Source organism: Novosphingobium sp. ES2-1 (assembly GCF_015169775.1).
Classification (GTDB): domain Bacteria; phylum Pseudomonadota; class Alphaproteobacteria; order Sphingomonadales; family Sphingomonadaceae; genus Novosphingobium; species Novosphingobium subterraneum.
Window position 1 is genome coordinate 210,007 of sequence record NZ_CP063445.1, and the last position, 24,413, is coordinate 234,419.

General features: G+C 65.0%; 19 protein-coding genes and 1 tRNA gene. 7 read left to right on the forward strand and 13 right to left on the reverse strand.

The window, feature by feature from the left end; genetic code table 11:
• Positions 1-86: 86 nt before the first annotated feature.
• Positions 87-1,247, reverse strand: coding sequence for a hypothetical protein (locus IM701_RS01045; RefSeq protein ID WP_039337065.1), 1,161 nt, complete (start codon positions 1,245-1,247; stop codon positions 87-89).
• Between the two features lie 166 nt (positions 1,248-1,413).
• Between IM701_RS01045 and IM701_RS01050 the strand changes: the two genes are divergently transcribed.
• Entirely contained in the window at positions 1,414-2,517 is a 1,104-nt protein-coding gene (locus IM701_RS01050) for a fatty acid desaturase (RefSeq protein WP_039337066.1), read from the forward strand.
• A 19-nt stretch (positions 2,518-2,536) separates the two neighbouring features.
• Here the strand turns inward: IM701_RS01050 and IM701_RS01055 are convergent, their stop codons facing one another.
• The 3 genes from IM701_RS01055 to lptF are packed head-to-tail and all read right to left on the reverse strand — an operon-like array spanning position 2,537 to position 5,429.
• Positions 2,537-3,046, reverse strand: coding sequence for a rhodanese family protein (locus tag IM701_RS01055; RefSeq protein WP_193827518.1), 510 nt, complete (start codon positions 3,044-3,046; stop codon positions 2,537-2,539).
• Between the two features lie 51 nt (positions 3,047-3,097).
• Positions 3,098-4,198 (reverse strand): LPS export ABC transporter permease LptG, encoded by a 1,101-nt coding sequence (gene lptG / locus IM701_RS01060; protein ID WP_193827519.1) that lies wholly within the window; start codon positions 4,196-4,198, stop codon positions 3,098-3,100.
• Positions 4,188-5,429 carry an LPS export ABC transporter permease LptF gene (lptF, locus tag IM701_RS01065; protein ID WP_039337277.1) on the reverse strand — a complete coding sequence of 414 codons (1,242 nt, stop codon included), beginning with the start codon at positions 5,427-5,429 and terminating at the stop codon, positions 4,188-4,190. Before lptF ends, lptG begins: the two co-directional genes overlap by 11 nt.
• Before the next feature lie 228 nt (positions 5,430-5,657).
• Here lptF and IM701_RS01070 point away from each other — a divergent pair, with 228 nt between their 5' ends.
• Positions 5,658-6,101: a hypothetical protein gene (locus IM701_RS01070; RefSeq protein ID WP_193827520.1), complete on the forward strand. Its 444-nt coding sequence runs from the start codon at positions 5,658-5,660 to the stop codon at positions 6,099-6,101.
• Positions 6,102-6,144: 43 nt separating this feature from the next.
• On the opposite strand, the gene clpS is transcribed toward IM701_RS01070, so the two are convergent.
• The 3 genes from clpS to IM701_RS01085 form a co-directional block, all read right to left on the reverse strand.
• Positions 6,145-6,525 carry an ATP-dependent Clp protease adapter ClpS gene (clpS, locus tag IM701_RS01075; protein ID WP_230487749.1) on the reverse strand — a complete coding sequence of 127 codons (381 nt, stop codon included), beginning with the start codon at positions 6,523-6,525 and terminating at the stop codon, positions 6,145-6,147.
• Positions 6,526-6,711: 186 nt separating this feature from the next.
• Entirely contained in the window at positions 6,712-7,575 is an 864-nt protein-coding gene (phaP, locus tag IM701_RS01080; RefSeq protein WP_193827521.1) for a phasin family protein, read from the reverse strand.
• 147 nt (positions 7,576-7,722) lie between these two features.
• Positions 7,723-9,603 carry an alpha/beta hydrolase gene (locus IM701_RS01085; protein ID WP_193827522.1) on the reverse strand — a complete coding sequence of 627 codons (1,881 nt, stop codon included), beginning with the start codon at positions 9,601-9,603 and terminating at the stop codon, positions 7,723-7,725.
• A gap of 194 nt (positions 9,604-9,797) precedes the next feature.
• Here IM701_RS01085 and IM701_RS01090 point away from each other — a divergent pair, with 194 nt between their 5' ends.
• The 4 genes from IM701_RS01090 to IM701_RS01105 all read left to right on the forward strand — a co-directional run bounded on the left by IM701_RS01090 (position 9,798) and on the right by IM701_RS01105 (position 13,514).
• The gene (locus IM701_RS01090; RefSeq protein WP_062344363.1) at positions 9,798-10,997 is read left to right on the forward strand and encodes an LL-diaminopimelate aminotransferase; all 1,200 of its coding nucleotides are present in this window, start codon (positions 9,798-9,800) and stop codon (positions 10,995-10,997) included.
• Between the two features lie 139 nt (positions 10,998-11,136).
• Positions 11,137-11,955 carry a crotonase/enoyl-CoA hydratase family protein gene (locus tag IM701_RS01095; protein WP_062344351.1) on the forward strand — a complete coding sequence of 273 codons (819 nt, stop codon included), beginning with the start codon at positions 11,137-11,139 and terminating at the stop codon, positions 11,953-11,955.
• A gap of 21 nt (positions 11,956-11,976) precedes the next feature.
• Positions 11,977-13,365: an RNB domain-containing ribonuclease gene (locus IM701_RS01100; protein WP_193827523.1), complete on the forward strand. Its 1,389-nt coding sequence runs from the start codon at positions 11,977-11,979 to the stop codon at positions 13,363-13,365.
• 75 nt (positions 13,366-13,440) lie between these two features.
• A tRNA-Cys gene (locus IM701_RS01105) sits at positions 13,441-13,514 on the forward strand.
• Between the two features lie 23 nt (positions 13,515-13,537).
• On the opposite strand, the gene IM701_RS01110 is transcribed toward IM701_RS01105, so the two are convergent.
• From IM701_RS01110 to IM701_RS01135, 6 genes are all read right to left on the reverse strand, one after another.
• Positions 13,538-14,125, reverse strand: a complete 588-nt coding sequence (locus IM701_RS01110; RefSeq protein WP_193827524.1) for a hypothetical protein — start codon at positions 14,123-14,125, stop codon at positions 13,538-13,540.
• Positions 14,122-15,468 (reverse strand): HAMP domain-containing sensor histidine kinase, encoded by a 1,347-nt coding sequence (locus tag IM701_RS01115; protein ID WP_193827525.1) that lies wholly within the window; start codon positions 15,466-15,468, stop codon positions 14,122-14,124. The genes IM701_RS01110 and IM701_RS01115 overlap by 4 nt, the downstream gene beginning before the upstream one ends.
• Complete coding sequence (locus IM701_RS01120; RefSeq protein ID WP_039337291.1) at positions 15,465-16,151, reverse strand: response regulator transcription factor; 687 nt, start codon at positions 16,149-16,151, stop codon at positions 15,465-15,467. The genes IM701_RS01115 and IM701_RS01120 overlap by 4 nt, the downstream gene beginning before the upstream one ends.
• Before the next feature lie 99 nt (positions 16,152-16,250).
• Positions 16,251-17,132, reverse strand: a complete 882-nt coding sequence (locus IM701_RS01125) for an SH3 domain-containing protein (RefSeq protein ID WP_193827526.1) — start codon at positions 17,130-17,132, stop codon at positions 16,251-16,253.
• Between the two features lie 139 nt (positions 17,133-17,271).
• Positions 17,272-22,038, reverse strand: coding sequence for a hypothetical protein (locus IM701_RS01130; RefSeq protein ID WP_193827527.1), 4,767 nt, complete (start codon positions 22,036-22,038; stop codon positions 17,272-17,274).
• A gap of 17 nt (positions 22,039-22,055) precedes the next feature.
• On the reverse strand, positions 22,056-23,345 hold the full coding sequence (locus IM701_RS01135) for a tetratricopeptide repeat protein (RefSeq protein WP_230487750.1): 1,290 nt from the start codon (positions 23,343-23,345) through the stop codon (positions 22,056-22,058).
• A gap of 156 nt (positions 23,346-23,501) precedes the next feature.
• On the opposite strand from IM701_RS01135, the gene IM701_RS01140 reads away from it, so the two are divergent.
• Positions 23,502-24,413, forward strand: coding sequence for a LysR family transcriptional regulator (locus IM701_RS01140; protein WP_039337142.1), 912 nt, complete (start codon positions 23,502-23,504; stop codon positions 24,411-24,413).

Here is a 24,413-nt window from a genome sequence, read left to right on the forward strand (position 1 = left end):
CCTGTCTCGATGAACGCGGGCAGCCAAGCAGCGTTCCACCGCCCGTCCCGCCCGCCATGTTGACGGGCGCGAACAGGCCGGCAGGCTCAGACTAGAGGCTTGTCGTAAATCACGTAAGTCTTGTTGACGTGGCTGTCGATCGCTTCGGCGATGGCGTTCATCCCCTGATTGTCGTCGAGAATCCAGCCGATCTCCCCGCGCGAGGCGCCGTAGTCGCGCACCGAGTTGAGGCGGATCGCCTCGATCATCATGAAGGCCAACTGGCTTGCCAGGCGCGAGGCCTGGAGGCGCTTGCGCACACCCATCAGCGGCACGCGCATGGTGCGCACCCGCGGCTTGCGCAGCCACAGCAGCAGCTTGGCCCAGTTGAACGGGAACAGCTTTCCGCCCATCGGCTTCAGCACTTCGTTGAGATCGGGCAGTGTCATCATGAAGGCCACCGGCTCGCCCTCGTACTCGGCGATCATGATCAGGTCTTCGCGCACGATCGGCTTGAACTTCTTGCCGGCATACTTGATCTCGGTGTCGGTAAACGGGACAAAGCCCCAGTTGTCCGACCAGGCATCGTTGAGGATGTCGAGGATCAGCGCGGCTTCTGCATCGAACTTCGACTTGTCGACATTGCGGATGCGGATCTTGGCGTTCTTCTCGCCCGATTGGACAATGCGCTGGATCAGCGGCGGGAAGCCCTTGGTGATGTCGAGCTCGTAGGTGTTCAGCGTCTTGGCCGGCTGGTAGCCCAAGGCCTTGATATAATCGTCATAGCGCTGCGGCTGGTGGCCCATCATCACTGTCGGTGGATGATCAAAGCCCATGGTCAACTGGCCCGGCTCTTCCCAGATCGACATCGACAAGGGCGCTAGCACGCGGGTCATGCCCTTTTCGCGCAGCCAGCCTTCAGCGCGGCCGATCAGTGCCTGCGCGACGGCCTCGTCCTCGGCCTCGAGCAGGCCCCAGTTCCCCGTGCCCGGCCCCATGCCCTGCCTGGGATCCATGGCGATCGCCAGATGATCGATGTGGGCGGAGATACGACCCACAACAGCGCTGCCCCGGCGAGCAAGGAACAGTTGCACGTCGGCATGTTCGAAGAACGGGTTCTTGCCGGGCGTGATCAGCTCTTCGGCTTCCATCCGCAGCGGCGGTACCCAGTTGGAGTCACCGGCATTGAGGCGATACGCAAGGTCGACGAAGGCCTTTCGGTCAGCCTTGCCGGAAACCGGTGTGATGATTACTTCGCCTTGAGCCACGATCTTGCCTTTGTTTGCGGATATGGGGTCGTTGCCGATGGGACTGCGGTCCCGACCGGCGCATTGTCAAGCCGCAGGGCGCGGTGTGGGGACGCCCAGAGGCTATTGCTTGGTGCAAAAAAGCCGGCCTGAGCCGGTAGATACGGGTCATACTGGAATTTGTGGCATGATTGCGACCGATACGCTTGAAACTCCCCGCGACGTGGCTCCTGCCGGTGCCGAAGCTGCCAAGCTTCCCCGCGGCCTGGCAGGCACGCCTGACGACAAGGAAATGCTCCGCTCCGCCGTCGAATTGACGCGCGACATCGCGACCGCGCGGCCCGAGATCTACTGGCCCGACATGCTGGGCTCTGCAGCCCTTGGTTACGCCGCGCTGGCCGGCGCGATCCTGATCGGCAATCCGCCCGTCGCCGCGCTGTCCGGCGTGGTCGCGGCGCTCGCGCTCTACCGCGCCTTGCTGTTCATCCACGAACTCACCCACATCCACAAGAACGCGCTGCCGGGCTTCCGCTTTGCGTGGAACCTGCTGGTCGGCATCCCGATGCTGACGCCCTCGCTCATGTACGAAGGCGTCCACACGCTGCACCATGCGCGCACGCGCTATGGCACGGTCGAGGACCCTGAGTACCTGCCGCTCGCGCTGATGAAACCGTGGTCGCTGCCGCTGTTCGCGCTGGTCGCCCTGCTGCTGCCGATAGGTCTGCTGATCCGCTCGGCAATCCTCGTGCCGCTGGGGGCGGTCATCCCGCCACTGCGCCGCCTGGTGTGGGAGCGTGCCTCTGCGCTCTCGATCAACCCGGAATTTCGCCGGCGTCCGCCCGAAGGCGAGTTTGCGCGGCAGGTGTTCTGGCAGGAACTGGGTGCATCGGCCTGGGCGCTGTTCGTGTTGTGGTGGAGTGCGACGCATTCTTGGCGTCCGCTGCTTATCGGCATTGCAGTGATCTCGCTGACCGCGCTGCTCAACCAGATCCGTACGCTGGTGGCGCATCTGTGGGAGAACGAGGGCGAGGCCATGACCGTGACCGGCCAGTACCTCGATTCCGTCAACGTACCCCCGCCCGCCTGGCTGGCGCCGCTGTGGGCGCCGGTTGGTCTGCGCTACCACGCGCTGCACCACTTGCTGCCCTCGATGCCCTATCACTCGCTGGCCGAAGCGCACCGCCGGATCGTGGCGCACCTCGGCACTGGCTCGACGTATGAGAAGGGCAATTACAACGGCCTGCTGCCGCTCGTCGGCAGGCTGGCGCGCAGCACGATGATGCCGCGCTGAGTGGAAAGGCCACGCTGCCTCAGGCGGCGCGGTGGTTCCACGGCATCAGGCCAAGCAGCCTGGCCATGCCGCACCAGCCGGTTGCCCCGGCCATGAACAGGCCCGCACCGACGAATGCCGAAAGCGCGACGAAGCCCTGCGCCACGGTGAGCGAAAGCGCCACGCCGGCAAGGATCAGCAGCCCTGCGATCATCTGGACCTGCCGCATGATCTCGAGTGGCGCCTTGGCATCGGTCTTCACCGGCAGGCCGGCCGAACGCCAGCCGTCAATGCCCCCTTCCAGAAGGTAGCCGGGACAGTCGGACACGGCGGCGAGCCGATCGGCGTTGGCAGCGGTGCGCATGCCCGAACGGCAATGCCAGATCACCGCAGGATGGCCGGATACCGGCTCCAGCGCCGACAGCGGCATGTTGGCCGCGCCCGGAATGCTCTGCCGGCGATGTTCGTCGGCGTCGCGGATGTCGATGAGCCGGGCGCCCTCGTCGAGCAGCGCCTTGGCTTGTGCAGGGGTGATGGTTGGAAGCGTCATGGCCTCCATATATTAGATATTACGAAAATTAGCAATATCTAATTTTAAGGTCTATTCCTCGGTCCGGATCAGCACCGTCTCGCCGATGAGGAAGAACAGGACGAAAGGTGCCCAGGCGGCCAGCAGCGGCGGGTAAGCGCCGAAATTGCCCATGGCCAAGGCCGCGTTGTCGAATACGAAGTAGGCGAAGCCCAGCGCCATGCCGATCACCGCGCGCACGAAGAGGTGTCCTGATCGCGCCAGGCCAAATGCTGCCACGGCACCGAGAAGAGGCATGAGCAGCGCTGACAGCGGCCCAGAAAGCTTGTGCCACCACTTGCCATCAAGCTCGGTGGTGCGAAAGCCTGCCTCTCGGATGGCGGCGAGCGAACCCGATAGCTGGGTCAACGATTCCGCGTCGGCATCGACCCGGCTGATCGTGACCTGGACCGGTTCCACCGTCTTGGCAAAGACCTCGTCGCGGCCGATCGACGTCTTTCGGGCAGATTGTACATCGAACACAACAGGATCGCGGAATTTCCAGCCCGGATTGGCATAGGTCGCCGAGGGCGAAGTGACGATTTCGGTCACCATCCCGGTGGGGTCGCGGCGATACCAGCTGACTCCATCCATCCGCATAGACTTGCCTTCGCCGGCAACCGAGCGGGCGAACAGGATGTTCGGACCGTCCTGTAGCCAGACATTGGATTTGATCGCCGATTCCTGCGGGATCGGCCCGTATTCCACGTTCTGCCAGGCTTTGAGCGTAGCTGTCGACCGTGTGACGATGCGTTCGTTGAAACCGAAGGTCACCGCGGAGGTGACCGCCGCAACGAGAAACAGTGGTGCCAGCACCTGATGCGCGGAAAGGCCCGCCGCCTTCATCGCGATGACCTCGCTGTTCTGGTTCAGCGTCATCAGCGTGATGATCGTGGCCAGCAGCACCGAATAGGGCAGGAAACGGCTTATGAGTTGCGGCATGCGCAAGGACACATACGTCAGCAGCTCGCCCTGTCCGTTTCCGGGCGCTGCCAGCACCTTGCCGCTCTCGCTCAACAGGTCGAGCATTTGCAGGACCAGTACCAGCATCAGCAGCACGGCAACGATGCGCACCGCAAACATCTTCGCGATGTATTTCGCCAGAGTGCGCGACGGGAAGAATTCAAGCTGCATGGGCGGCGTCTTCCTCGACAAGGGCAGGCTCATCGCGCAGCCGCTTGCGCTCGAACAGCTTGCGGATCGAACGCGAAACCTTGGCAAAGCCGGTTTCGAGGGCACCGATTGGCTGGCCACCGGGAACGTAGGCGATCTTCCAGTACATCCACAGGATCAGGGCTGAAAAGACCACGAACGGCCCCCAAAGGGCGAGCACTGGGTCGATCCGGCCAAGGCTGGCCACGTCCTGCCCGTACTGGTTGACCTTGTGATAGGCGACCACGAGCACGATCGACAGGAATACGCCCAGTGCCGAAGTCGACCGCTTGGGCGGAACCGCCAGCGCTACTGCCAGAAGCGGCAGCAGGAACATCATCACGACCTCGACCAGCCGATAATTCAGGCTGGCCTTCGACTGATTGCGAATCTCTTCGGAATAACGGTCGTTCCAGCCGATCTGCAGCAACTCGGGGAGAAAATACTCGCGGTCGGCATCGCCGCGCTGGCGGAACTGCTCAATCCTCGGCAGGTCGATCGGCAGATCGTGGCTGGCAAAGGTCAGCACGCGCGGCGAGGCAATGCCCGGTCCGTCCTGCACGATCTGACCGTCGGTCAGGCGCAGGATTACCGTGTCCGGGCTTTCCTTATTCGCAAAGAAGCGTCCCTCTCGCGCCGAGATCACCATGACCTGCCCATTCGAGGTCTGCAGGCGGGCGAAAATGCCGCGCAGGTCACGGCCTTCGTCGCGGCTCGAATCGACGCGCAAGGCGGTACGGTCCTGCAGCGAATTGAACTCGCCGACCTTGATCGACGCGCCCAGTGCGCCCGAGCGCAGCTCGAACTGGAGCTGTTCGTAGTAATAGCGCGATAGCGGCTGGAGATAGCTGACGATCAGCAGGTTCAGCGCCGCAAGCCCGATCGCGAACATGTAGGGCACGCGCAGCAGGCGGGTATAGGACAACCCGACCGCACGCATCACGTCGAGTTCGGAACTCATCGCCAGCTTGCGGAAAGCGAACAGGATGCCGAGCATCAGGCCGAGCGGGATGGCAAGGCTGGCATATTCCGGCAGCAGGTTCGCCAGCATCTTGAACACGACACTGACCGGTCCGCCCTCTGTCGCCACGAAGTCGAACAGCTTCAGCATCTTGTCGAGGATGAGCAGAGACGCGGCGAGGACGAACACCGACAGCATCGGCACGAATACGAGCCGGGCAATGTAGCGATCGGTGGCGGTAAGGAACTTCACGTGGCGGGTGCTGGCGTCTTTTCGTGGATCGATATTCGGCGGGGCCTGGGCCTTGCCCGAGTGGCTGCCGACAGGTGAACCAGCCATGAGCTTTTACGGACTAGCGCTTCACACGGCTTCGTGGAAGGGAAAACCGGCGCGACTTTCGCAAGTCATAACGAAAGTTATGGAATTGCCTCGCTGAAAGTCATAGAAATAATGCCAGTGCCAGTGAGGGAAAGTTCCAAGATGTCGCATGAGCAAACCGGTAGTGCGTGGTTCGCAGGCTTTGCCGGCGGTCAACCCGATCCGGAAAGGTTGAGCGCGCTGGCGCGCTGGTGCGAGCAACTCGCCCCCACCGAACAGCGCAAGGGATTCGAGCGGGTTCTTCTCGAGATTGCTTCGCCGCACACCGAGGAAGAAGGCGGACGCCTGAATGCCGCGTTCGACTGGATCGGAGTCCTTGCTGATTCCGGCGCGTTCGAATCGGCCGCGGTGGCGCTGATCCCGCGTGATGCCATCTTCACTGGCGGGCGCCTCGAGGACGGTTCGTTCGTCGCGCAGGTGATTCTCGATGGCGGCGTCGGCGCGCATTCGCGTGAGGCCCAGAGCCTGGCCATGGCTTGGATCGCGGCGCTGCTGCGTGCGTTCGCCCGCCAGGCTGTGGAAACCGGAGCCTTGACGGCACACTGACGGCCTTCGCGATCTGGCGCTTTGCGTCAGGTCAGCGGTGGCTTTACGCCTTTTCCAGCGTGCATTGCAGCGGATGCTGGTTCTGCCGGGCGAAGTCCATCACCTGGTTCACCTTTGTCTCGGCGATCTCGTAGGGATAGACGCCGCAAACACCCACGCCGCGCTGATGGACGTGGAGCATCACACGCGTTGCCTGTTCCAGATCCATGTGGAAGAAGCGCTTCAGGACCATCACCACGAATTCCATCGGGGTGTAATCATCGTTCAGCATCAGCACCTTGAACTGGCTGGGCTTCTTCGGCTTGGCGCGGGTCTTGGTAGCGATGCCGACCTGATCGTCTCCGCCCGGACCACGTGTGTCGTCACCCTCTGCACAGCGCAGCGGAACGGACAGGTCCGGTTGATCGAAAGGTTCGGCTCTCATGATGCCTCGAATATCGCACTCACCGGCCCGCTTCACAAGGGGCACGAAGGGGATGGTGGCACGAGGATGGCGAATTGTGGTGCTGATACGACAGCACGACAGCATCAGAACGGCAAAAGGGCCGGCGGGAGAACCCGACCGGCCCTTTATCTTGTGGCTGGCAGCGCGGTTGGCTGCCGGTCAGGCTCAGGCGGCCTTCTTGATCTTTTCGACCGCGAGGCTGACGCGGGTCGAGATCGGCTGGAAGGCCTCGTTCGCGAGCTTCAGCATGGCTTCGCTGTTCTTCGAGCTGGCGGCAACCGCAGCGTCGAAGTTCTTGCGGAGCAGGGCCGACTGCTTCTCGAAGAATTCGGTGGGCGACTTGACCGTGGTCAGTTCCTTGACGTCAGCGGTCATCGCTTCGAAGACCGACTTGGTCTCGGCAACATAGCCCTTGGTCATTTCCTGAAGGCCCGAAGCCAGGATCTTGGTCGATTCGACCACGGCTTCGACGTTACCCTTGGCAAACTCGCCGGCGTCGCCAAAGGCGGCCTTGGCCTTGTCCTGAGCGTCCTTGAATGCAGCGGTCATCTTTTCGGTCATTTCGGTGGTGGTAGCCATTGCGAACAGTTCCTTTCTGGGCGCCGCATTCTTGAGGGCGGCGCTTGTTTTCTTCACGCTTGGAATGGCGGTGAAAGGACGCTTGGCTGCGGGCTTCACCGCGGCCGTCGGAGCGGCCACCACGGGTGGCTTGGCCGGACGGGCCTTGGGGGCAGGCTTGGGAGCCTGACGAACGGGCTTCGCCTTTGCGACCTGGGGCTTGCGTGCCTTCGGTGCAACCAGCTCTGCCACGGCAGGTGCTTCGACCGGAGCAGCTTCAGCATCCACGACCGGCTTGGCAGCGGGCTTGGCCTTGCGCGGCCGCGAAGCCTTTGGCTTCTCGGCGGCAACCGGCTCGAAAACTTCGATCTCGGCAGTTCCGGCGACGGCTTCGGGCGCGTCGGCCAGCGCGACGGGCACGTCCACCACGGGGGCGGAGGTTTCCGGGCTTTCCTTCGTTTCTTCAACCATCCTGGCGACTCCTGCTTGCGCACGGGACGGGTTGAACCGTCTCTTGCTGCACTGCACAAATAGGAGTCGACCGCAAAATGTCAAGAAAATTGTGCGGTGCACAAATTCCGTATTGGACCAATTACCAATGCCGCGCGCCTTTAACGCTCAGCGGCTGCGGACATAGCGTCCCGGCGCATCCTCGATAACGCGGTCGCCCTTGCCACCCGGAATGCGCTTGCCCTTGGCGGCCACGCGCTTGGGTGCCTGTTCGGCCATCCACTCGATCCAGTCCGGCCACCAGCTGCCTTTGGTCTCCGTGGCGCCGGCCACGAACTCCTCCAAGCTCGCTGGATCATTGGGATTGAGCCAATACTGGTACTTGCCCGCTTCCGGCGGGTTCACCACCCCGGCAATGTGTCCCGAACCGGCCAGCACGAACTTCCACTTTCCAGACAGATGGCGCGTCAGTTTCCACACGCTGTTCGGCGGCGCAATATGATCCTCGCGGCCCGCCTGGATATAGCATGGCGTTGCAATGCGGCGCAGATCGACCGGCGTATCATCGACCACCATTGCATCCGGAATGATCAGGCGGTTGTCGCGATAGAGGTCGCAAAGATAGGCCTGATGCCACCGCGAGGGCAGGTTGGTCGTATCTCCGTTCCAGTGCAGCAGATCGAACGCCGGATAGTCCTCGCCCAGCAGGTAGTTGTTGACGACGTAGTTCCAGATCAGGTCCGTGCCGCGCAGCGCGTTGAACGTGGCCGCCATGTAGCGCCCGTCGAGGTAGCCGTCGGTGGACAGGCTTTGCAGCATCTTCAACTGCCCGTCGTCGATAAAGTTCTTGAGCTCGCCTGCGTCCTCGAAATCGACCTGCGCGGTAAAGAACGTGGCGCTGGCAACCTTGTCGGCCTCGCCCCTGCGGGCCAGCACGGCCAGCGTCGCCGCCAGCGTTGTGCCGGCCACGCAATAGCCGATGGTGTGGACCGCCGGAACCTTGAGCCGCTCGCGCACATGATCGATAGCCTCGATCTGGGCGCGAACGTAATCGTCCCACATCACATCTGCCATGGAAGCATCGGCCGACTTCCAGGACACCACGAACACCGTCAGCCCCTGCGCCACGGCCCAGCGGATGAAGCTCTTCTGCGGGTTGAGGTCGAGAATGTAGAAGCGGTTGATCCACGGCGGGAAGATCAGAAGCGGCGTCTCGAACACCTCGTCGGTCGTCGGCGTGTATTGAATAAGTTGGAACAGCGGCGTTTCGTGCACCACCTTGCCCGGCGTGACCGCGATATTGCGGCCCAGTTCGAACGCATCGGGATCGGTGTGGGTGAGCTGCCCCTTGCGCAAGTCGTCGAGCAGGTGTTCGACACCCTTGACCAGGTTCTCGCCCTTGGTCTCCATCGTCCGCTCGATCACCACCGGATTGGTCAGCGGGAAGTTGGCCGGCGAAAGCGCATCGGTCACCACCTTGGTGGCAAAGCGCAGCTGCTCCTTGCGCTCGGGGCTCAACCCTTGCGCCTCGTCGGCCATCTGCTGCAGCTTTTCCGACAGGAGCAGATAGGTCTGGTGGATCAGCGCGAAAGCGGGCTGTTCGTGCCAGCGCTTGTCCTTGAACCGCCGGTCCTGCCGCGGCAGCTGAGGGGGCGCGGCATTGCCGGTTCCGGCCGAGACGAACTGTCCCATGACCGAGGACCACAGCGCCACGCTTTCGTTCCACAGCTTCGCCTGTGTTTCCGCGTGCGCGATGGGCAATTGCCCGGCCATGGCCATGAACGTCTGCGTCCACTTGCCGATGTCGCCCAGCCGGCCGAGCATCGGTTCGACCTGACCGGCCTGCTCCGCACTGAAATCGAGCCACATCTTCTGCAGCTTGGCCGCCGACATCGCCCAGTGCTGAAGATCGGCAGGATCGGTCGTAACGGCTTCGGCGCCGGGCACCAACGGCGCGAACATCGCGCGCATCGCTTCGCCCTGCTGGCGGAACAAGTCTTCGAACACGACTGAATCCGCTGGCGAATCACCCAGGTTCTTGTTCGTCATCTTCCGTTCCCTGCCGTTACGTCATGGCCTTGTCTCAGCAGTCTATACACGCCGTGTGACAGCTTGTTAGCCTGCAGATGCATCCGCCGATCACGATCATGCTTCCATCGACAGCAAGGTTTCCACAACTGGGCAATTGGCGTAAGGGCTGCGCTGCGGCGATCCTGCCGCGCCTTTTCGACGAGTATTCAACCGTGGATGAAGAATTCTACCGCATGAAGCGCCTGCCGCCCTACGTCATTGCCGAAGTCAACGGCATGCGGGCCGCCGCGCGCGCCGCCGGTAGGGACATCATCGACCTCGGCATGGGCAACCCCGATCTCCCCCCGCCCGACCACGTGATCGAGAAGCTGTGCGAAGTGGCGCGCAAGCCCGACGCCCATGGCTATTCGGCCTCGTCCGGCATTCCGGGCGTGCGCAAGGCGCAGGCCAACTACTACGGCCGCCGCTTCAACGTCGATCTCGACCCCGAGACTGAAGTGGTGATGACGATGGGCTCGAAGGAGGGCCTCGCCAGCCTCGCCACGGCCATCACCGCGCCCGGCGATGTCGTGCTCGCGCCGAACCCGAGCTATCCGATCCACACCTTCGGCTTCATCATTGCCGGGGCCACCATCCGTTCCGTTCCGACCACGCCGGACGAGCGCTACTGGGATTCGCTCGATCGGGCGATGAAGTACTCGGTGCCGCGCCCGTCGATCCTGATCGTCAACTACCCGTCGAACCCGACGGCCGAGACGGTCGACCTTGCCTTCTATGAACGCCTCGTTGCCTGGGCGAAGGAAAACAAGGTCTGGATCCTGTCCGATCTCGCCTATTCCGAGCTCTACTACGACGGCAATCCGACCCGCTCGATCCTCGAAGTGCCGGGCGCAAAGGACGTGGCGGTGGAGTTCACCTCGATGTCCAAGACCTTCTCGATGGCCGGCTGGCGCGTGGGCTTTGCCGTGGGCAACGCACGCCTGATCGCTGCGCTCAAGCGGGTGAAGTCCTACCTCGATTATGGCGCCTTCACGCCGATCCAGGCCGCGACTTGCGCCGCGCTGAACGGGCCGCAGGACATCGTCGTCAAGAATCGCGAGCTTTATCAGAAACGCCGGGACGTGATGGTCGAAGCCTTTGGCCGCGCCGGGTGGGAAATTCCCAGCCCCAAGGCCTCGATGTTCGCCTGGGCCCCGCTGCCGCCTGCGCTCAAGCATCTCGGCAGCCTCGAATTCTCGAAGCAACTGCTCACCCACGCCGAAGTCGCGGTCGCCCCGGGCGTCGGCTACGGCGAGGATGGCGAGGGCTTCGTGCGCATCGCCATGGTCGAGAACGAACAGCGCCTCCGCCAGGCCGCGCGCAACATCAAGCGCTACCTGCAGTCGATGGGCGTCAATTCCTCGGCTGCCTGACGCGCGATTGATCAGGATGACGACGGCCCTCTCCGCCTTTGCGGAGGGGGCCGTTGCCGTTTCGCGCGATCCGTCAAATGAGGAAGCTGGACCGGGAGCGAGCGCTCGGGCACCTTGGCCCCGACGAACCAGAAAACGGATGCCAGCAATGAACTTCCACGACCGCGTCACCGTCACCATCGAGGATCACGTCGCCCACGTGCTGCTTGATCGCGCCGACAAGATGAACGCGCTCGACGATGCCATGTTCGAAGCGATCATCGCAGCCGGGCACCATCTTGGCCATGAGCGCGGCGTGCGCGCGGTGGTGCTTTCTGGCGCAGGTCGATCGTTCTGTGCAGGGCTTGATCTTTCCAGCATGGGCAACACCAGCCGATGGAAGGACGATGGCGAGGGCGGTGGTCTCACTGCCCGTACCCACGGCAACGCCAACCGCGCCCAGCAGGCAGCCATGGTCTGGCGCAAGCTGCCGATGCCGGTGGTCGCGGCTGTCCACGGCGTATGCTTCGGCGGCGGCCTGCAGGTGGCGAGCGGTGCGGACATCCGCTTCATCGCGCCCGATGCGCGGTTGGCGGTGATGGAAGTGAAGTGGGGCCTCGTCCCCGACATGGCCGGATACGCCCTGTGGCGCGGCAATGTGCGCGACGACGTGCTGCGTGAACTGACCTACACCCACCGCGAATTCAGCGGCGAGGAAGCTGTGCAATTCGGCTTTGCCACCCATGTCAGCGCCGACCCGCTGGCCGATGCCATGGCTCTTGCCCGCACGATCGCATCGAAAAGCCCCACTGCCGTGCGCGGCGCCAAGCTGCTGTCCAACCGCACGCCCGACATGACCGTGGACGAAGTGCTGATGGCCGAATCCGTGGCCCAGCACGAGCTGATGTATTCGAAGAATCAGCTGGAAGCCGTGCGCGCGGGCATGGAAAAGCGCGCCGGAGAATTTGTCGATCCGTAACAGCCTGCTAGTCCTTGTGGGATGAAGGCCATCCATGATCCGTCCGGTGCTCTTGCCTCCGGTCTCGCCGCCATCCGCCAGCAGTTCCAGGTGCCCGAAGGCTTCCCGCCCGAAGTCCTCGCTGCGGCCGCACTGGCGGCGGCAAGGACACCGGGGCAAGAGCACGTGGATCGCACCGACGAGCCCTTCGTCACGCTCGATCCGGCAACGTCCACCGATCTTGATCAGGCCTTCCATATCGAAGCATCCGGCAACGACCTGATCCTCCACTACGCCATTGCCGACGTGGCCTGGTTCGTGGTCGATGGCGATCCGGTCGACGCTGAGGCGTGGAAGCGCGGCGAAACGCAGTACCTCCCCGATGGCAAGGCGGGGCTCTACCCGCCTGCCCTGGCCGAACGTGCCGCGAGCCTCCTGCCCGATGGCCCGCGCCCGGCGGTCGTGTTCACTGTTCGCCTTGCGCCTGATGGCCAGGCGCGGCTCGATGCCGCCCGCCGCGCTATGATCCGCAGCCAGGCCAAGCTCGCCTACGACAGCGTCCGCCCTGACCAGCTCCCTGCCGACTTCGCCCGCTTTGCCGAACGCATGACCGCCGCCGAAGCTGCGCGCGGCGCCGCCCGCGTCGATCCGCCGGAGCAGGAAGTCGAAGCGCTCGGGGGTGGACGCTACGCCCTGTCCTTCCGCCCCCTGCTTGCTTCGGAACGGGCCAACGCCACGCTTTCGCTTGCCGCAAACCTCGCCATTGCCGAAGCGTTGCAGCAAGCCGGGACCGGCCTGTTCCGCGTCATGGCAGGCCCGACCGCAGCGGCAATGGCGCGTCTGCGCAGCACGGCGGCGGGCCTTGGCCTCGATTGGCCGGAACATGTCGACCTCAAGGCCCTCGAACGCACGCTCGACCAGCGCAATCCCGACCACGCCGCCTTCATGCTTGCGGTACGCCGGGCAGGCGGCGGCGCTGGCTATGCCCCGTGGATACCCGGCGTCACGCCATGGCACGAAGCCATCTCCGCCACTTACGCCCACGCGACTGCGCCCTTGCGTCGCCTCGCTGACCGCTACGTGATTCGCGCCGTGCTTGCCATCGCCAACGGCAAGCCCGTCGAGCCGGAAGTCGAAGCTGCGTTCCAGCGCCTCCCTGCGGTCATGGCCAAGGCCGAAGCGCTCTCCGGCCAGATCGAACGCGCAGTCATCGACCTTGCCGAGACAGTCATGCTCCAAGGGCGCGAGGGTGAGACCTTCCGCGCCTGCGTGACCGACACGGACGGCGATTCGGCGCGCGTGCAGCTGCTCGACATGCCCGTAGTGGCCCGCGCCCGCATTGCCGGTGCTGCGCCGGGCCAGCGCGTGGACCTGAGCCTTGCCGGTGTCGACAGCAAGCAGCGCCGTCTCCAGTTCGCGCCGGTAAGCTGACCCCTGCACAAGAACCGCTTGCGGCAACGCGATCTTCCGGCTAACCGCGCCGAACCACGCAGCTCCTGCGATCGAGGCCCGATGGCGGAGTGGTTACGCACCGGATTGCAAATCCGTTTACGCCGGTTCGATTCCGGCTCGGGCCTCCACACTTGCCAGGGCTGCCGCTTCTTCAGTCTATCACCAGGTAATAGCCCGCGGCGTTGCTGGACGGATTCGTCAGCACGATCTCGAAGCGTCCGCTGAACAGCGGTGTCCACATGCATTCGCGGGTCCGTGCCTTGGCGGGCGGGCAGACTGGCCTGGCCTCACCGTCCAGTACCGTGAAATCGAGCGCGGCCTGTCCGGGCGTCGCCACGGAAACACGGGCGGATCGTCCCCCATCGAACAACTGCGGCAGACGTACGGTTGCGCCCGGGTTGAGCATGCCCGCCTTGTATGCCGGCCCCAACACGCGCCCGCGATAAGGCGGCGTATCGGGCATCACGGCCCTTGCGCGCCACTTGGCCACCGGATCGGGCTCCCCGGGCATCGCGCGGGCTCCGAAGGAGTCTAGCGCGGCAAGGATCATGCCCAACTTCTGCGGATCGCCCTGCGAACTGTCCGCCTCGGCCAGAAGTGTAGCGACGGCTTCGGTCGGCCCTGAGGAATTGGTCAATACCACCCTCACTGGCACCTCACGGTCGGCACTCTGCGTCTTGGCAGCACACCCGCCCAGCGCGGCGACGCAGGCAAGGACAGTCAGGGCAAAGGGTTTCATGGGGCAGGCTCCAGAATGAACTGCGCGCCGCGCGGGGCGTCGCCCAGCCTCAGGACAAGGCCGTGGCGTTCGGCAATGGCGCGTGAAAGGGCAAGGCCGAGGCCGTGGCCGGGTTTGTCGCCGGGCGCGGTCGCACGGGAGAAGCGTTCGAATACCCGGTCGCGCTGGTCGCGCGGAATCCCGGGGCCGTCGTCCTCGACGGTCACGCTTGGCCCCGGACGGAGGATCAGGCGCACACGCCCTCCTTCGGGCACGTACTTGATCGCGTTGTCGAGCAGGTTCGAAAGCAGCCGGGTGATCTGCATGCGCTCGCCCAGCATGGTCACGCCCGGCGCGATTGCGGTTTCCAGCGTCAGCCCGGCATCCTCGGCGCTGCCCTCGTAAAGGTCGGCAAGGCTCTCCGCCAGCGCGCTCATGTCGATCTCGGCAAGCCCTGCCAGATCGCCCCGGCGGCTTTCGGCAGAGGCGATGTCGAGCAGCGAATCAAGCATTGAAAGGATCGCCCGGATGTCCTCGCGCGATTGGCCGATCGGGCCGCCCGCGTTCTCGGGACGAGCCTGCATCGCTGCCCCCAGCCGATTGTCGAGGTGCATCAGCGGCGTCCGCACCTCGTGCGCGACATGCTCTGAAACCTGCTTGTAGGCCTTGAGCAATTGCGCCTGCCGGGCCAGCAGGCGTGCGCCGTGCCCCGCCACCTCGTCGATCTCGTCCCCCCCACGCTGACGGGCGGGAAAGCTCGCGGCGCGTCCGTCAGCCGCCGCGCCCAGTGCGGCGTTCACGGCATCCATGCGGCGGGCAAGATGCCTGGCGGTGATCCACGCAACGAAGGCCACCGCACCGACAATCGCCGCGCCAACCGCCAGGAACGCCGCCGAAAGAACCGCCAGCGCAGAGCGGTCGCGGTCATATTCGCGCGCTGCCAGCAATTGCAGGTCCGGGGCAAGCCTGGCTCCTTGCGCATAGACCTCGGTGCCATCGGCCAGCGTCACGAACCCCTCTTCGGAGCGCGCGGAGTTGATCTGCGGCCAGCGGCGCACGTCGCCCGCCAGCAGCCGCCCCGCACCATCGGCAACCATGTAATGCGAACGCCGCCCTTCAAGACTGACCACGGCCTGCCGGTCGGCCACCCGGCGCAGCAGTTCCTCGCGCCCGGCCGTTGCGTATATGTCGATCAGGCCGGCGAGGTCGGTCGAGACGGTGGCCGAAAGCGAGGCCCTTGTCTGGCGCTGCACGGTGATCGTGGTGACTGCGAACAGCACGCCCACGGCGATGACCGCGATCAGTATCGAGGCTGTCGTCAGCTGGCCGAAGATCGACCGTGCCCGGACACGCGCTGGCTTCATTCGCCTCTCGTCAGCCGATAGCCCGCGCCCCAGATCGTCTCGAGCGCAGGCGCGGCGAAACCGTCCTCGAGCTTGCGGCGCATGCGGCCGATGTTGACGTCGACGACATTGGTCTGGGGATCGAAGTTCATGTTCCATACGTCGCGCAGCAGCATTTCGCGCGTCACCGTTTCGCCCGCGTTTTCCATGAAATAGCGAAACAGCGCGAACTCGCGGGGCGAAAGCGCGATGTGCTTGCCCGAACGGAATGCAGTCCGCGCCTTCACGTGGCATTCGAACGCGCCGTAGATGATCACTGCGCCGTGAACCGCACCCGCTGCGCGGCGGTGCAGCGCGCGCAGCCGCGCTACCAGCTCCTGCGGCTCGTAAGGTTTGGCAAGATAATCGTCGACGCCCGCTTCCAGCCCTTCGATGCGGTTCTCGCTGCGACCCAGCGCCGAAAGCATCAGCACTGGCGTGCCCACCCCGGCTGAACGCAGGCGCGAAACGATGGTCAGGCCGTCGAGATCGGGCAGCATGCGATCAAGGATGATCACGTCGAAGTCCTCGGCCCCGGCGCGCTGCAGGCCTGCCGTGCCGGTCTGCTCCCATGCCATCCGGTCGCCATCGGCCAGCACCAGGTCCTGCACGGCCTGCGCGGCGCGTGGATCGTCCTCCACGTAGAGGATGTTGAGATTGCCCATCTTCGCTGCCCCCGATCCGGCATTTCCCCTGGCCGAACCGTCCGGCGCGATCATTTCACGCCGGACGGTGGCCTTGCAACCCTTCGTTTGGCGGGCGTTTCAGCGCATGTCCTCGACCGAGACCCAGCCCTTGGTGCCGAAGCTGTCCTGGACCTCGATGAACAGACCTTGCCGCTGACCGGTGGGTGTGAGAGCGGTCCCGGCGCGCACGGTGCGAAGAGCTGCGGACTTGAGATCGGCCGCGGCAAAGATCCTGGTGTCGATTGCGGCGGTCGCGCTGGCGGGGGCCGCCGGTGCTGGCGCGGCAGCCGGAGCGAGCGATGCGAGGGCGGGGCCCTGGCCCGACAAGCCGTTGAAAGCCTTGACGAAAGCCTCGATCAGCATCTGCCCGTCCTTGCTTCCGGCATAGGCCGCACCGGTCGCACCGCTGGCCACCGCGCCGATGGTCCCGCCGCCATTTCCGAAGGAAATCGTGGTCTTCTTGACCTCGCCAGAGCCGGAGGCGACGGTCTGGCCATTGGCCGGGCTGATCAGGCGGATGCCGGCGGCGACCACCTTCTTCTTGCCGCCAAACCCGCCGAACATGCCGAGCATCGAGCCGGCGCCCGGAATGCTGCGCATCATTCCGCTTGCCGCGCCCGAGCGGACGAGACCTTCCATCGCAACGCCCTTAGCCTTTTCAATGGCTTGGTCGACTTCTTCCTTGTCACCGGCGATGACGTTCATCAGGAACGTGGCGGGCTTGCCGCTGGCCGGATCGTGCAGCGAGAAGCAGCCGGATTCTCGGGCCATGGCGGCGATCAGCTCGCGCGGGGAGGACAGGCCGTACTTGGTCCAGCCTTGCGTATCGCCATCCACGAGAGCGACCGAGCCATAGCTCTTGTCGCACTTGGTGAGCGTGACCGGCGGCTCCTTTTCGGCCGCCAGGGCAGCGGTGGAAACCATTGAGAGCACTGCGAAAGTCAAGGTCCTGCGAAGCATCGGTCTTCCCCTAGAAGGGGGGCTGCACCCCCGTGCGGCCCCTTTCCAACTCTCGCGAACTCTGCGGCAACTCCCCCTCAACTCCCACACAACTATCCCGTCACTCTCGTGACAAATGCGGTCATCTTCGTTGACGTGTTCAGGGTGCCTTCGGTCCGAACGCGATGGCGCCTGCAACATTGCCGGTGGTCGTCTGGACATAGTACCCGACGCCGGCATGCGTCGCCCCGACCCCGGCGAGGAAGCCTTCGATCGAGGCCCCGCTGGCACCGGTCAGCGTCATTTGTCCGGTCCCTGCACCGAATGTCGTTCCGCTGGCGCGAAGCGAGATCGAGGGGGTGGCCGTGCCGCCGCTCGTGGCCATGGTGACCGGCTGGCCTGACACCGTCAGTCCGGCCTCGAACCCGACCTTGGCGGTGGAGAAATCGACCGAGAGCTTCGCACTGTCGAGCGTCCCGACGACGGCGTTCGGTGTTGCCGGACGAGTGCTGCCGACGAGGGCGTAGTCGACCTTGCCGGAGGTCGGCGCATTGGTGGCAGGCTTGCCCCAGACCTGGGCGAGGCCGCCTGTTCCGAGCGTGGTGCTGGGCGTTCCGGCAAGGCCGGTGATGTTGCCATTGACCCAGCGCGACCAGGCAACGATTCCGGAGGCATTGCCACCGTCAGTGCTGGTCGCGCCGCTCTGCTCGAAGAAGCCATCAACCTTCGTGAGCCCGCCGTTGCTGTCGGTGGTGACGGGCGTTGCGTTTTCGAAGGTGGAGAAGCGTCCGCCACCGAGATAGCCGACATACTTGACGATGCCGTCCGGCGCAGCCGCGGGCGTGGTGTTGCCGCTTCCCGTTCCAGCCCCCGCTCCAATCTTGAAGGCTGCCGCGCCGATGATGTTCCTGGCGTTTCCGGCCGTGCTGACGGCGGTGTAGGTCAGGGCAAGCTTGTCGGTGCTGCCGGCCCAGTTGCCGAAGGCGGCAAGGTAGCAAACGTTGCCATTGCACGAACCAGAGTGGTCGTCACCCGGGACGACGAAGCTGAAGCTCTGATTGGAGAAGATATTGAAGTTGCTGGTCGACCGGGTGATGTCGGCAAGGCCGCCGGTCGTGGTGAAATCGAAGGTATAGGCGCCGCCGCCAACCCCGCCGGTCGGCATCACGATCTTCGCCTCCATCGCGATCTTGGGCAGGGCGAGGCCGAAGTTGACCTTGAAGCTGCCGGTAAAGGTGCCGGGCGCGCCGGAGCCGTCGATCCAGGTCGGCTTGGTGGCAGCGAGGAGGTCGTAGGCGATCGTCCCGGTGGTCGGCGCCGCAAAGCCGGTCGGCGTGGCGCGGGTCAGCATGTAGTGGAAGCCCTGATCTGCCGTCAGGGTAAAGGGAGTTGCGCCGGTGTTGGTGCCATCGGACCAGCGACCGACAAGCACATCGGCATCTCCTGCGACGTCGCTGATCGTCATGGTGCCTGGCGTGCGGGTGAAGTTGCCAGCGCGGGTGTAGCTGGTGAGTCCGCCATTGCTATCGAGCGTGTAGGACAGGGCATCGAAACCCTGCTCGCTGCCCGCCAGCAGGGTGCTGCTCGAGAGGCGCAGGGTGGTTATGAAGTTTATGCGCGGGGACGTGCCGTTGAAGCCGCCGGTATAGCCAGTCAGCACATTCGATGCAGGAGCCTTTCCGAGATAGGCGAGCGTCGTTCCGGTCTGTCCGAAAACGGCGACGCCGTTGATCTGGGTGGAGCCGGGCAGGGACCTGTCCGACAGGCTGTAGGCAAAACCGGCATAAGCGGCGTTCTGGCCGAACAGGTTTCCGTTGAGCGTGGTGCCACAGGCCGAGACGCACCCGCCGCCGGAAGTGGAGGTGGTGGCAAGGTTCGCGTTGGTGCCGACGAAGGCGCGGTCCGTGCCGATCAGCAAACCGCCATTGGTCGGATCGGCGGCGCCGCCTGCGGTTTGGACATGCCAGCTGCGGCTCCCCGCGACTACATCCATGGCCACGCCGATCTTGGGCGCGGCGCCGAAGCTTACCGCGAGGCTGCCGGTGAATGTCCCGACTTCGCCTTCTGCCGCCCCGTAGTCAGTCGGTGCGGTGCCGCCGACGAGCCGATAGTCGACTTTCCCGCTGGCCGGGATCGTGGCCGATGGCGTGCCGACGATGAGGTGGTTGTTGAAGTTCACCGCATTGTTCGAGGTGTCCGACAAGTAGCGGGTCCAGGCGACGTCATCGCCGAAGCGGCCGTATTCCTTGGCGACGTTGACCGGGTTTGCCGCGTAGTTGAAATCGAGCGGACGGCCGTTCTGCGAAAACTGCAGGCGGTTGATCTTCCCCTCGGCAGTAATGTCGGCAGTGACGGGCGAGGTGATCAGCGTGGCTTCGGCGCTGGTGTTGTAGCCGACCTTGGCTGCGCTGGTGCCGGGCAGACCGGAAAACTGGTCGGGGTTGCCGCCATCCGCGAGGTAGACATAGTAGCTCTGGATGAAGGCCAGCGTCGCCCCGTCGAACAGGGCAGCCAGCACGCCGGCGTCGGTCAGCGCCTTGAGGTAGGCGAGAATCTGCGCCTGCGTAAGTGCCGTGTATTCCGAAGGCTTTCCGCCGCCTGCGAGGAAAGCGTAGTACGCTTCGAGCGCGGTGACATACGTCGCGTAGACAGGCAGCGCCGTGTAGCCATCGGGCGTGCCGCCGCCTGCAAGGAAGGCGTAGTAGGCGGTGAGAAATTCCGCCTGCGTGCCGAGCAACGTGGCAAGCTTGCCGCTGTCGATCAGCGCCTTGATGTACTGCTGCAGCAAGGCGAGGTCGGCCCCGGTATAGGCGCTCGGCACGCCGCCCGCCTGCAGGTAGGCGACATAGGCCGAAAGCGCATCGGCAAAGGCTTCGTAGTTCGGCGGGGTGGGCAGGCCGGTATAGAGGTCCGGGTTTCCACCATTGGCGAGATAGGCGAAGAACGCCGAATAGAAGCTGGCCAGTTGGCCAAGGAACGCCTCGTTCGCGCCCACTGCCGAAAGCGCGGCGAGATACTGGCGGATTTCGTCCTGCGTCAGTGCGGTGTAGGCAGACGGCAGCCCGCCGTTCTGCAGGAATTCGTAATAGGCCTGGAGCGCCGTGGCGTAGCCGGTGAAGACGTTGAACGGCAGGCCCTGCCAGCCATCGATCGTCCCGCCACCGGTCAGGTAGGCCAGGTATTGGGCATAGAACGTGGCCTGTGCGCCGAGGAACCGGTCAAGCGCGCCAGCAGCGGCAAGGGCATCGAGGTACTGACGCAGCACGGCGGGATCGAGCGCGGTATAGGCCGAGGGCACGCCACCCGCCGCGAGATAGGCCTGATAGCTGCTGAGTGCGGATGCATAACCGGCAAAGACATTGGCGGGCAGGCCCTGCCAGCCGTCGATTGTGCCGCCCTGCTTCAGGTAGGCGAGATACTGCGCGTAGAACGTCGCCTGTGCGCCGAGGACCTGTTCGAACAGGCCCGTGGCCTGCAGGGTTTCGAGATACTGGCGCAGTGCGGCAGGATCGGCGGCGCCGTACTGGCTCGGCAACCGGCCGCTCTGGAGGTAGGCGAAGTAGGCGGTCAGCGCGGTCTGGTACTGGTGGATAAAGGCGGTGCCGCCATTGGCGAGATAGGCCTGCAACAGCGCGCGGTCGGTTTCGGCAAGGCGCACAAGCAGGCCGGAATCGTTGAGGAAGCCGATATAGGCGTTGAGCGTCGCCTGGGTCGCGCCTGCAAACGCCAGCGGATCGCCGCCGCTGCGCAGATAGGCGAAGTAGGCGCTCGTCAGCGAGGTGTAGCGCGTGACGAACTGGTCGGCATTGCCGCCGCCTAATACGAAGGCGAGATAGGCATCGACCAGCACGCGGTTCTGGCTCGACAGCGCGGCAAAGCCATCGGTGCGCGAGCGGTAGGAGATGAAGGCGTTGATGTCTGCCAGCGAAGTGCCGCTGAACGAGGACGGCGCCGCGCCCGAACGGACGAAGTCGAGGAACTGCACCATCAGCCCGGCATAGACGGTGAGGAACTGCGCCTGGGTCTGGCCGCTGGCGAGGTAGTTCAGGTAAGCGCGGATCACGTCGGCCTGGGCCTGGTTGAAGGGCTGGCCGCCGTAGAGGCTTTCAAGCCGGGCGGCATAGGCGACGAGAACCGCAAGATCATTCGAAGGGAAAGTTTCGAGGCTGGGGTTGGCCACTGCCGCTTCGATACGCTGGCCTGACGAGACGATATCGCCCGAAGCGCCAGCTGCTGCGAGCGCTTCGCCGAGGACCACGGGCACCCCGTTCTCGGCAGCAGCGGCGGGACCGCCTTCGCTGATCGAGGCGACTTCCGGTTCGGGTGCCGGTGTTGATGCGGGCGCTGGTGCCGGAGTTGGCACGGGCGTCTGTGCCGCAAGCTGCGCTTGCCGCTGCGGGGTCATGCGCGGGGCGGGCGCGACGGGGGCCGATGTGGCAAGGCGCGGGTGGCCGTTGGCCACTTCCCATGCCTGCCCGGCGTTGAAGCGCCGCTCCTCGCGCCCGTTGGCAATGCTGGCAAGGCCGGTCAGAACGCGGCCCGTGGCCATCGTCTTGCCGCTGGCGTCGGTGGCAACCGAGAAGCTGCCCGACGAGCCTGCGCCCGCAATCTTGCCCGTTCCCTGACCGCCGAGGCGGACGAGTGTTTCGCTCATGCCCGCGCCGGTCACGGTGACGTTGCCCTTGAACAGATCGACCGAGCCATCGGGGCGCAGCCGGAATTCCGCGCCTTCGACGAACGAAAGCATCGCGCCGCTGGAGAGGCGGATCTGGGTGACGCCGGATTCTTGGGTCACGCGCTCGCCACGCAGGGCGGCGGCGGCAAGGTCGGCATTGTCGGCAAAGACCACCTCTTGCGCGTGGGCGCGGGTGGCGAGTGCGAGGCTGGAGGCTCCGATCAGGAGGGCGGTGAGGGCTGAGGCTTTCATGGGGCTGGTCTCCCGGATCAGAATTCGAAGCGCGCGCCGGCCTGCACGGTCCAGCGTTCGTGATCGTAGAGGGCGATGTTCGACCAGTTGCGCGACCAGGCGGCCTTGGGCTGGATGAACAGGCGCGGCAGGACGGCAATCTTGACGGCAGCGGTCACGTCGACACGCTCGTCATGGCGCTTGCGCATGAACAGCAGATCGGCGCGGTCATAGCGGCGCAAGTCGAACGCCACGCCACCAACCACCGCGACCTTGGGCGCGATCTGGATTTCGGCACCGGCGCTGGCACCGGCGAAGGTATTGGATTCGGCATCGCCGGCCTGGGCGCGGGTTTCCTCGTGCCCGCCGATCAGGTTGACGGAGAACTGGCGGGCGGCGAGGCCGAGGCCCACGGCGAAGCGGTCAGCATCGCGTAAGGGGTCGCGGTCGTAATCGAAGCGGGTGTACTGCACCGAGGCGGACAGTGCCTTTCCGCCGCTCAGCATGTGGGTGTACTGGCCGATCGCGCCATAGGCGGTGCGGAAGCCCTTGTGGCCGAGCCAGTACTTCTGGACCTGCCCCGAAAGCGAGGCGACATCGCGGTTGGCGAAAGTGTGGGCAAAGCCTGCCGTTCCGGTGAGGCTGGCTTGGTCGAAGGCGGCAGAGTTCAGATTGTCGCGGAAGTTGCCGAGGAGCGAGCCGAACACGCGGTCCTGCCGACTTATCGCGCTGACGCCCGAGATGCCGCCCGAAAGATCGTAGAACTTGTCCTTCTGGGCGCGGGCGTTGTTGCCCAGGGTGCCGGGGCCAAGCGCGGCAAACAGCGGGATGGTGATCGAGGTGAGCTGGGTGGCGGAGTTGATGTTGCTGTCGTGCCCGAAAGCGCTTTCCGCGAAGCCCGAAAGGTCGGAGCCGCCGCCCTTGATCTGCCTGTCGAACTGGCGGACGAAGCCGGTGAAGCGCTGGCGGACCGGGTCGGGGATGGTCGGATCGTCGACCACGGTGGCGAACTGGCTGCGGGCGGTGTCTATGTCACCGGCCAGGGCATAGGCGCGGGCGAGTTCGGCGCGGGCCGGGGCATTGTCGGGCTGGCGGGCAAGCACCCGCTGCAGGGCGACGATGGCTTCGCCATAGTGCCCGGCGTCCGACGCTGCCAGACCGAGGGCGTAGTCGAACGCCGGGTCTCCGGCCTTCTGGCGCTCCTGCGCGGCAAGCGCGGCATAGCGGGCTTCGGCTTCGTTCGCCTGGCCGAACGCGGGCATTGGCAGCGCGGCCGCCACGGCCATGGCGCAGGCCGTCGCCTGCAGGAAAAGGTGCTTGGTCGCCATCGTACCCCTCGCGACTGGATGATGGCATTCCAGCTATCGCGGGGGTTGCGCGATGTCCGATGACAATGATCGTCACGGGGGTGACAAGGCCCGTAGGGTAGATCCCTGAGGCTTATCACATAGACACAGGCTATGCTTGCAGGCTAAGCCAGAGTCATGAGCAAGCCCCCATCGCGCCTCCGCCTTGATCCCCGTGCTGTCGCCACGTTCTGGCGAGTGTGCGAGACCGGATCGATCAGTGGCGCGGCGCGGGCGCTGAATATCTCGCAGCCGTCAGTTTCGAACACGATCTCGCTGCTGGAGCAGCGGCTGGGGGTGACGCTGTTCGCGCGGTCGCGCAGCGGTATCGTGCTGACGCGCGAGGGCGAGGCACTGCGCGAGCGGGCCGAGGCGATGGTGCGGCTGCTGGAGACGGCGGCAGTCGAGGTGGACCACGCTGCGCGCAACGTGGCCGGGCCGTTGCGGATCGGCGGGACGCCCGGCGCGCTGGTCAGCCTGTTGCCGCAGGCAGTGGCGCGGCTGGAGGAGCGCGTCGGTCCGTTCGCGCTGAGCGTGATCGAGCGGCCAGATCCGCAACTGACCGATCTGTTGCGCAAGGGTTCGCTCGACCTTGCCTTCGTGACGACCGAGATCGAAGCCTGTCCGCCGGATCTGGTTGAAGTGACGGCCTCGCGCGATTCCTTTGCCCTGATCGTGGGGCGGCGGCACGATGCCTTGGGCGACAGTGTTTCGCTGCGCGAGGTGGCCGACTTGCCGTGGGTCCTGCCCGAGGCGCAAGGCGCGTTCCGGCGCCAGGTCGATGCGCTGTTCCTGGCTGCCGGTGTGGCCGTGCCGCAGAACGTGATCCGCTGCGATTCACTGCTGACGACCAAGGCCATCGTCCGCCATAGCGACCGCGTGACGATCCTGCCGCGTACGGTAGCGGCGGCAGAGCTGACTATCGGCGTGTTGCGGGCCATTGCGATCGGCGAGGCGACCTTCGAGCGCAGCGTGGGCGTGCGCTATCTGGCGGAGCGGGGACTGCCGCCGCTGGGGCGGGCGATGCTGGATGTCCTCGCCGAGGCATAG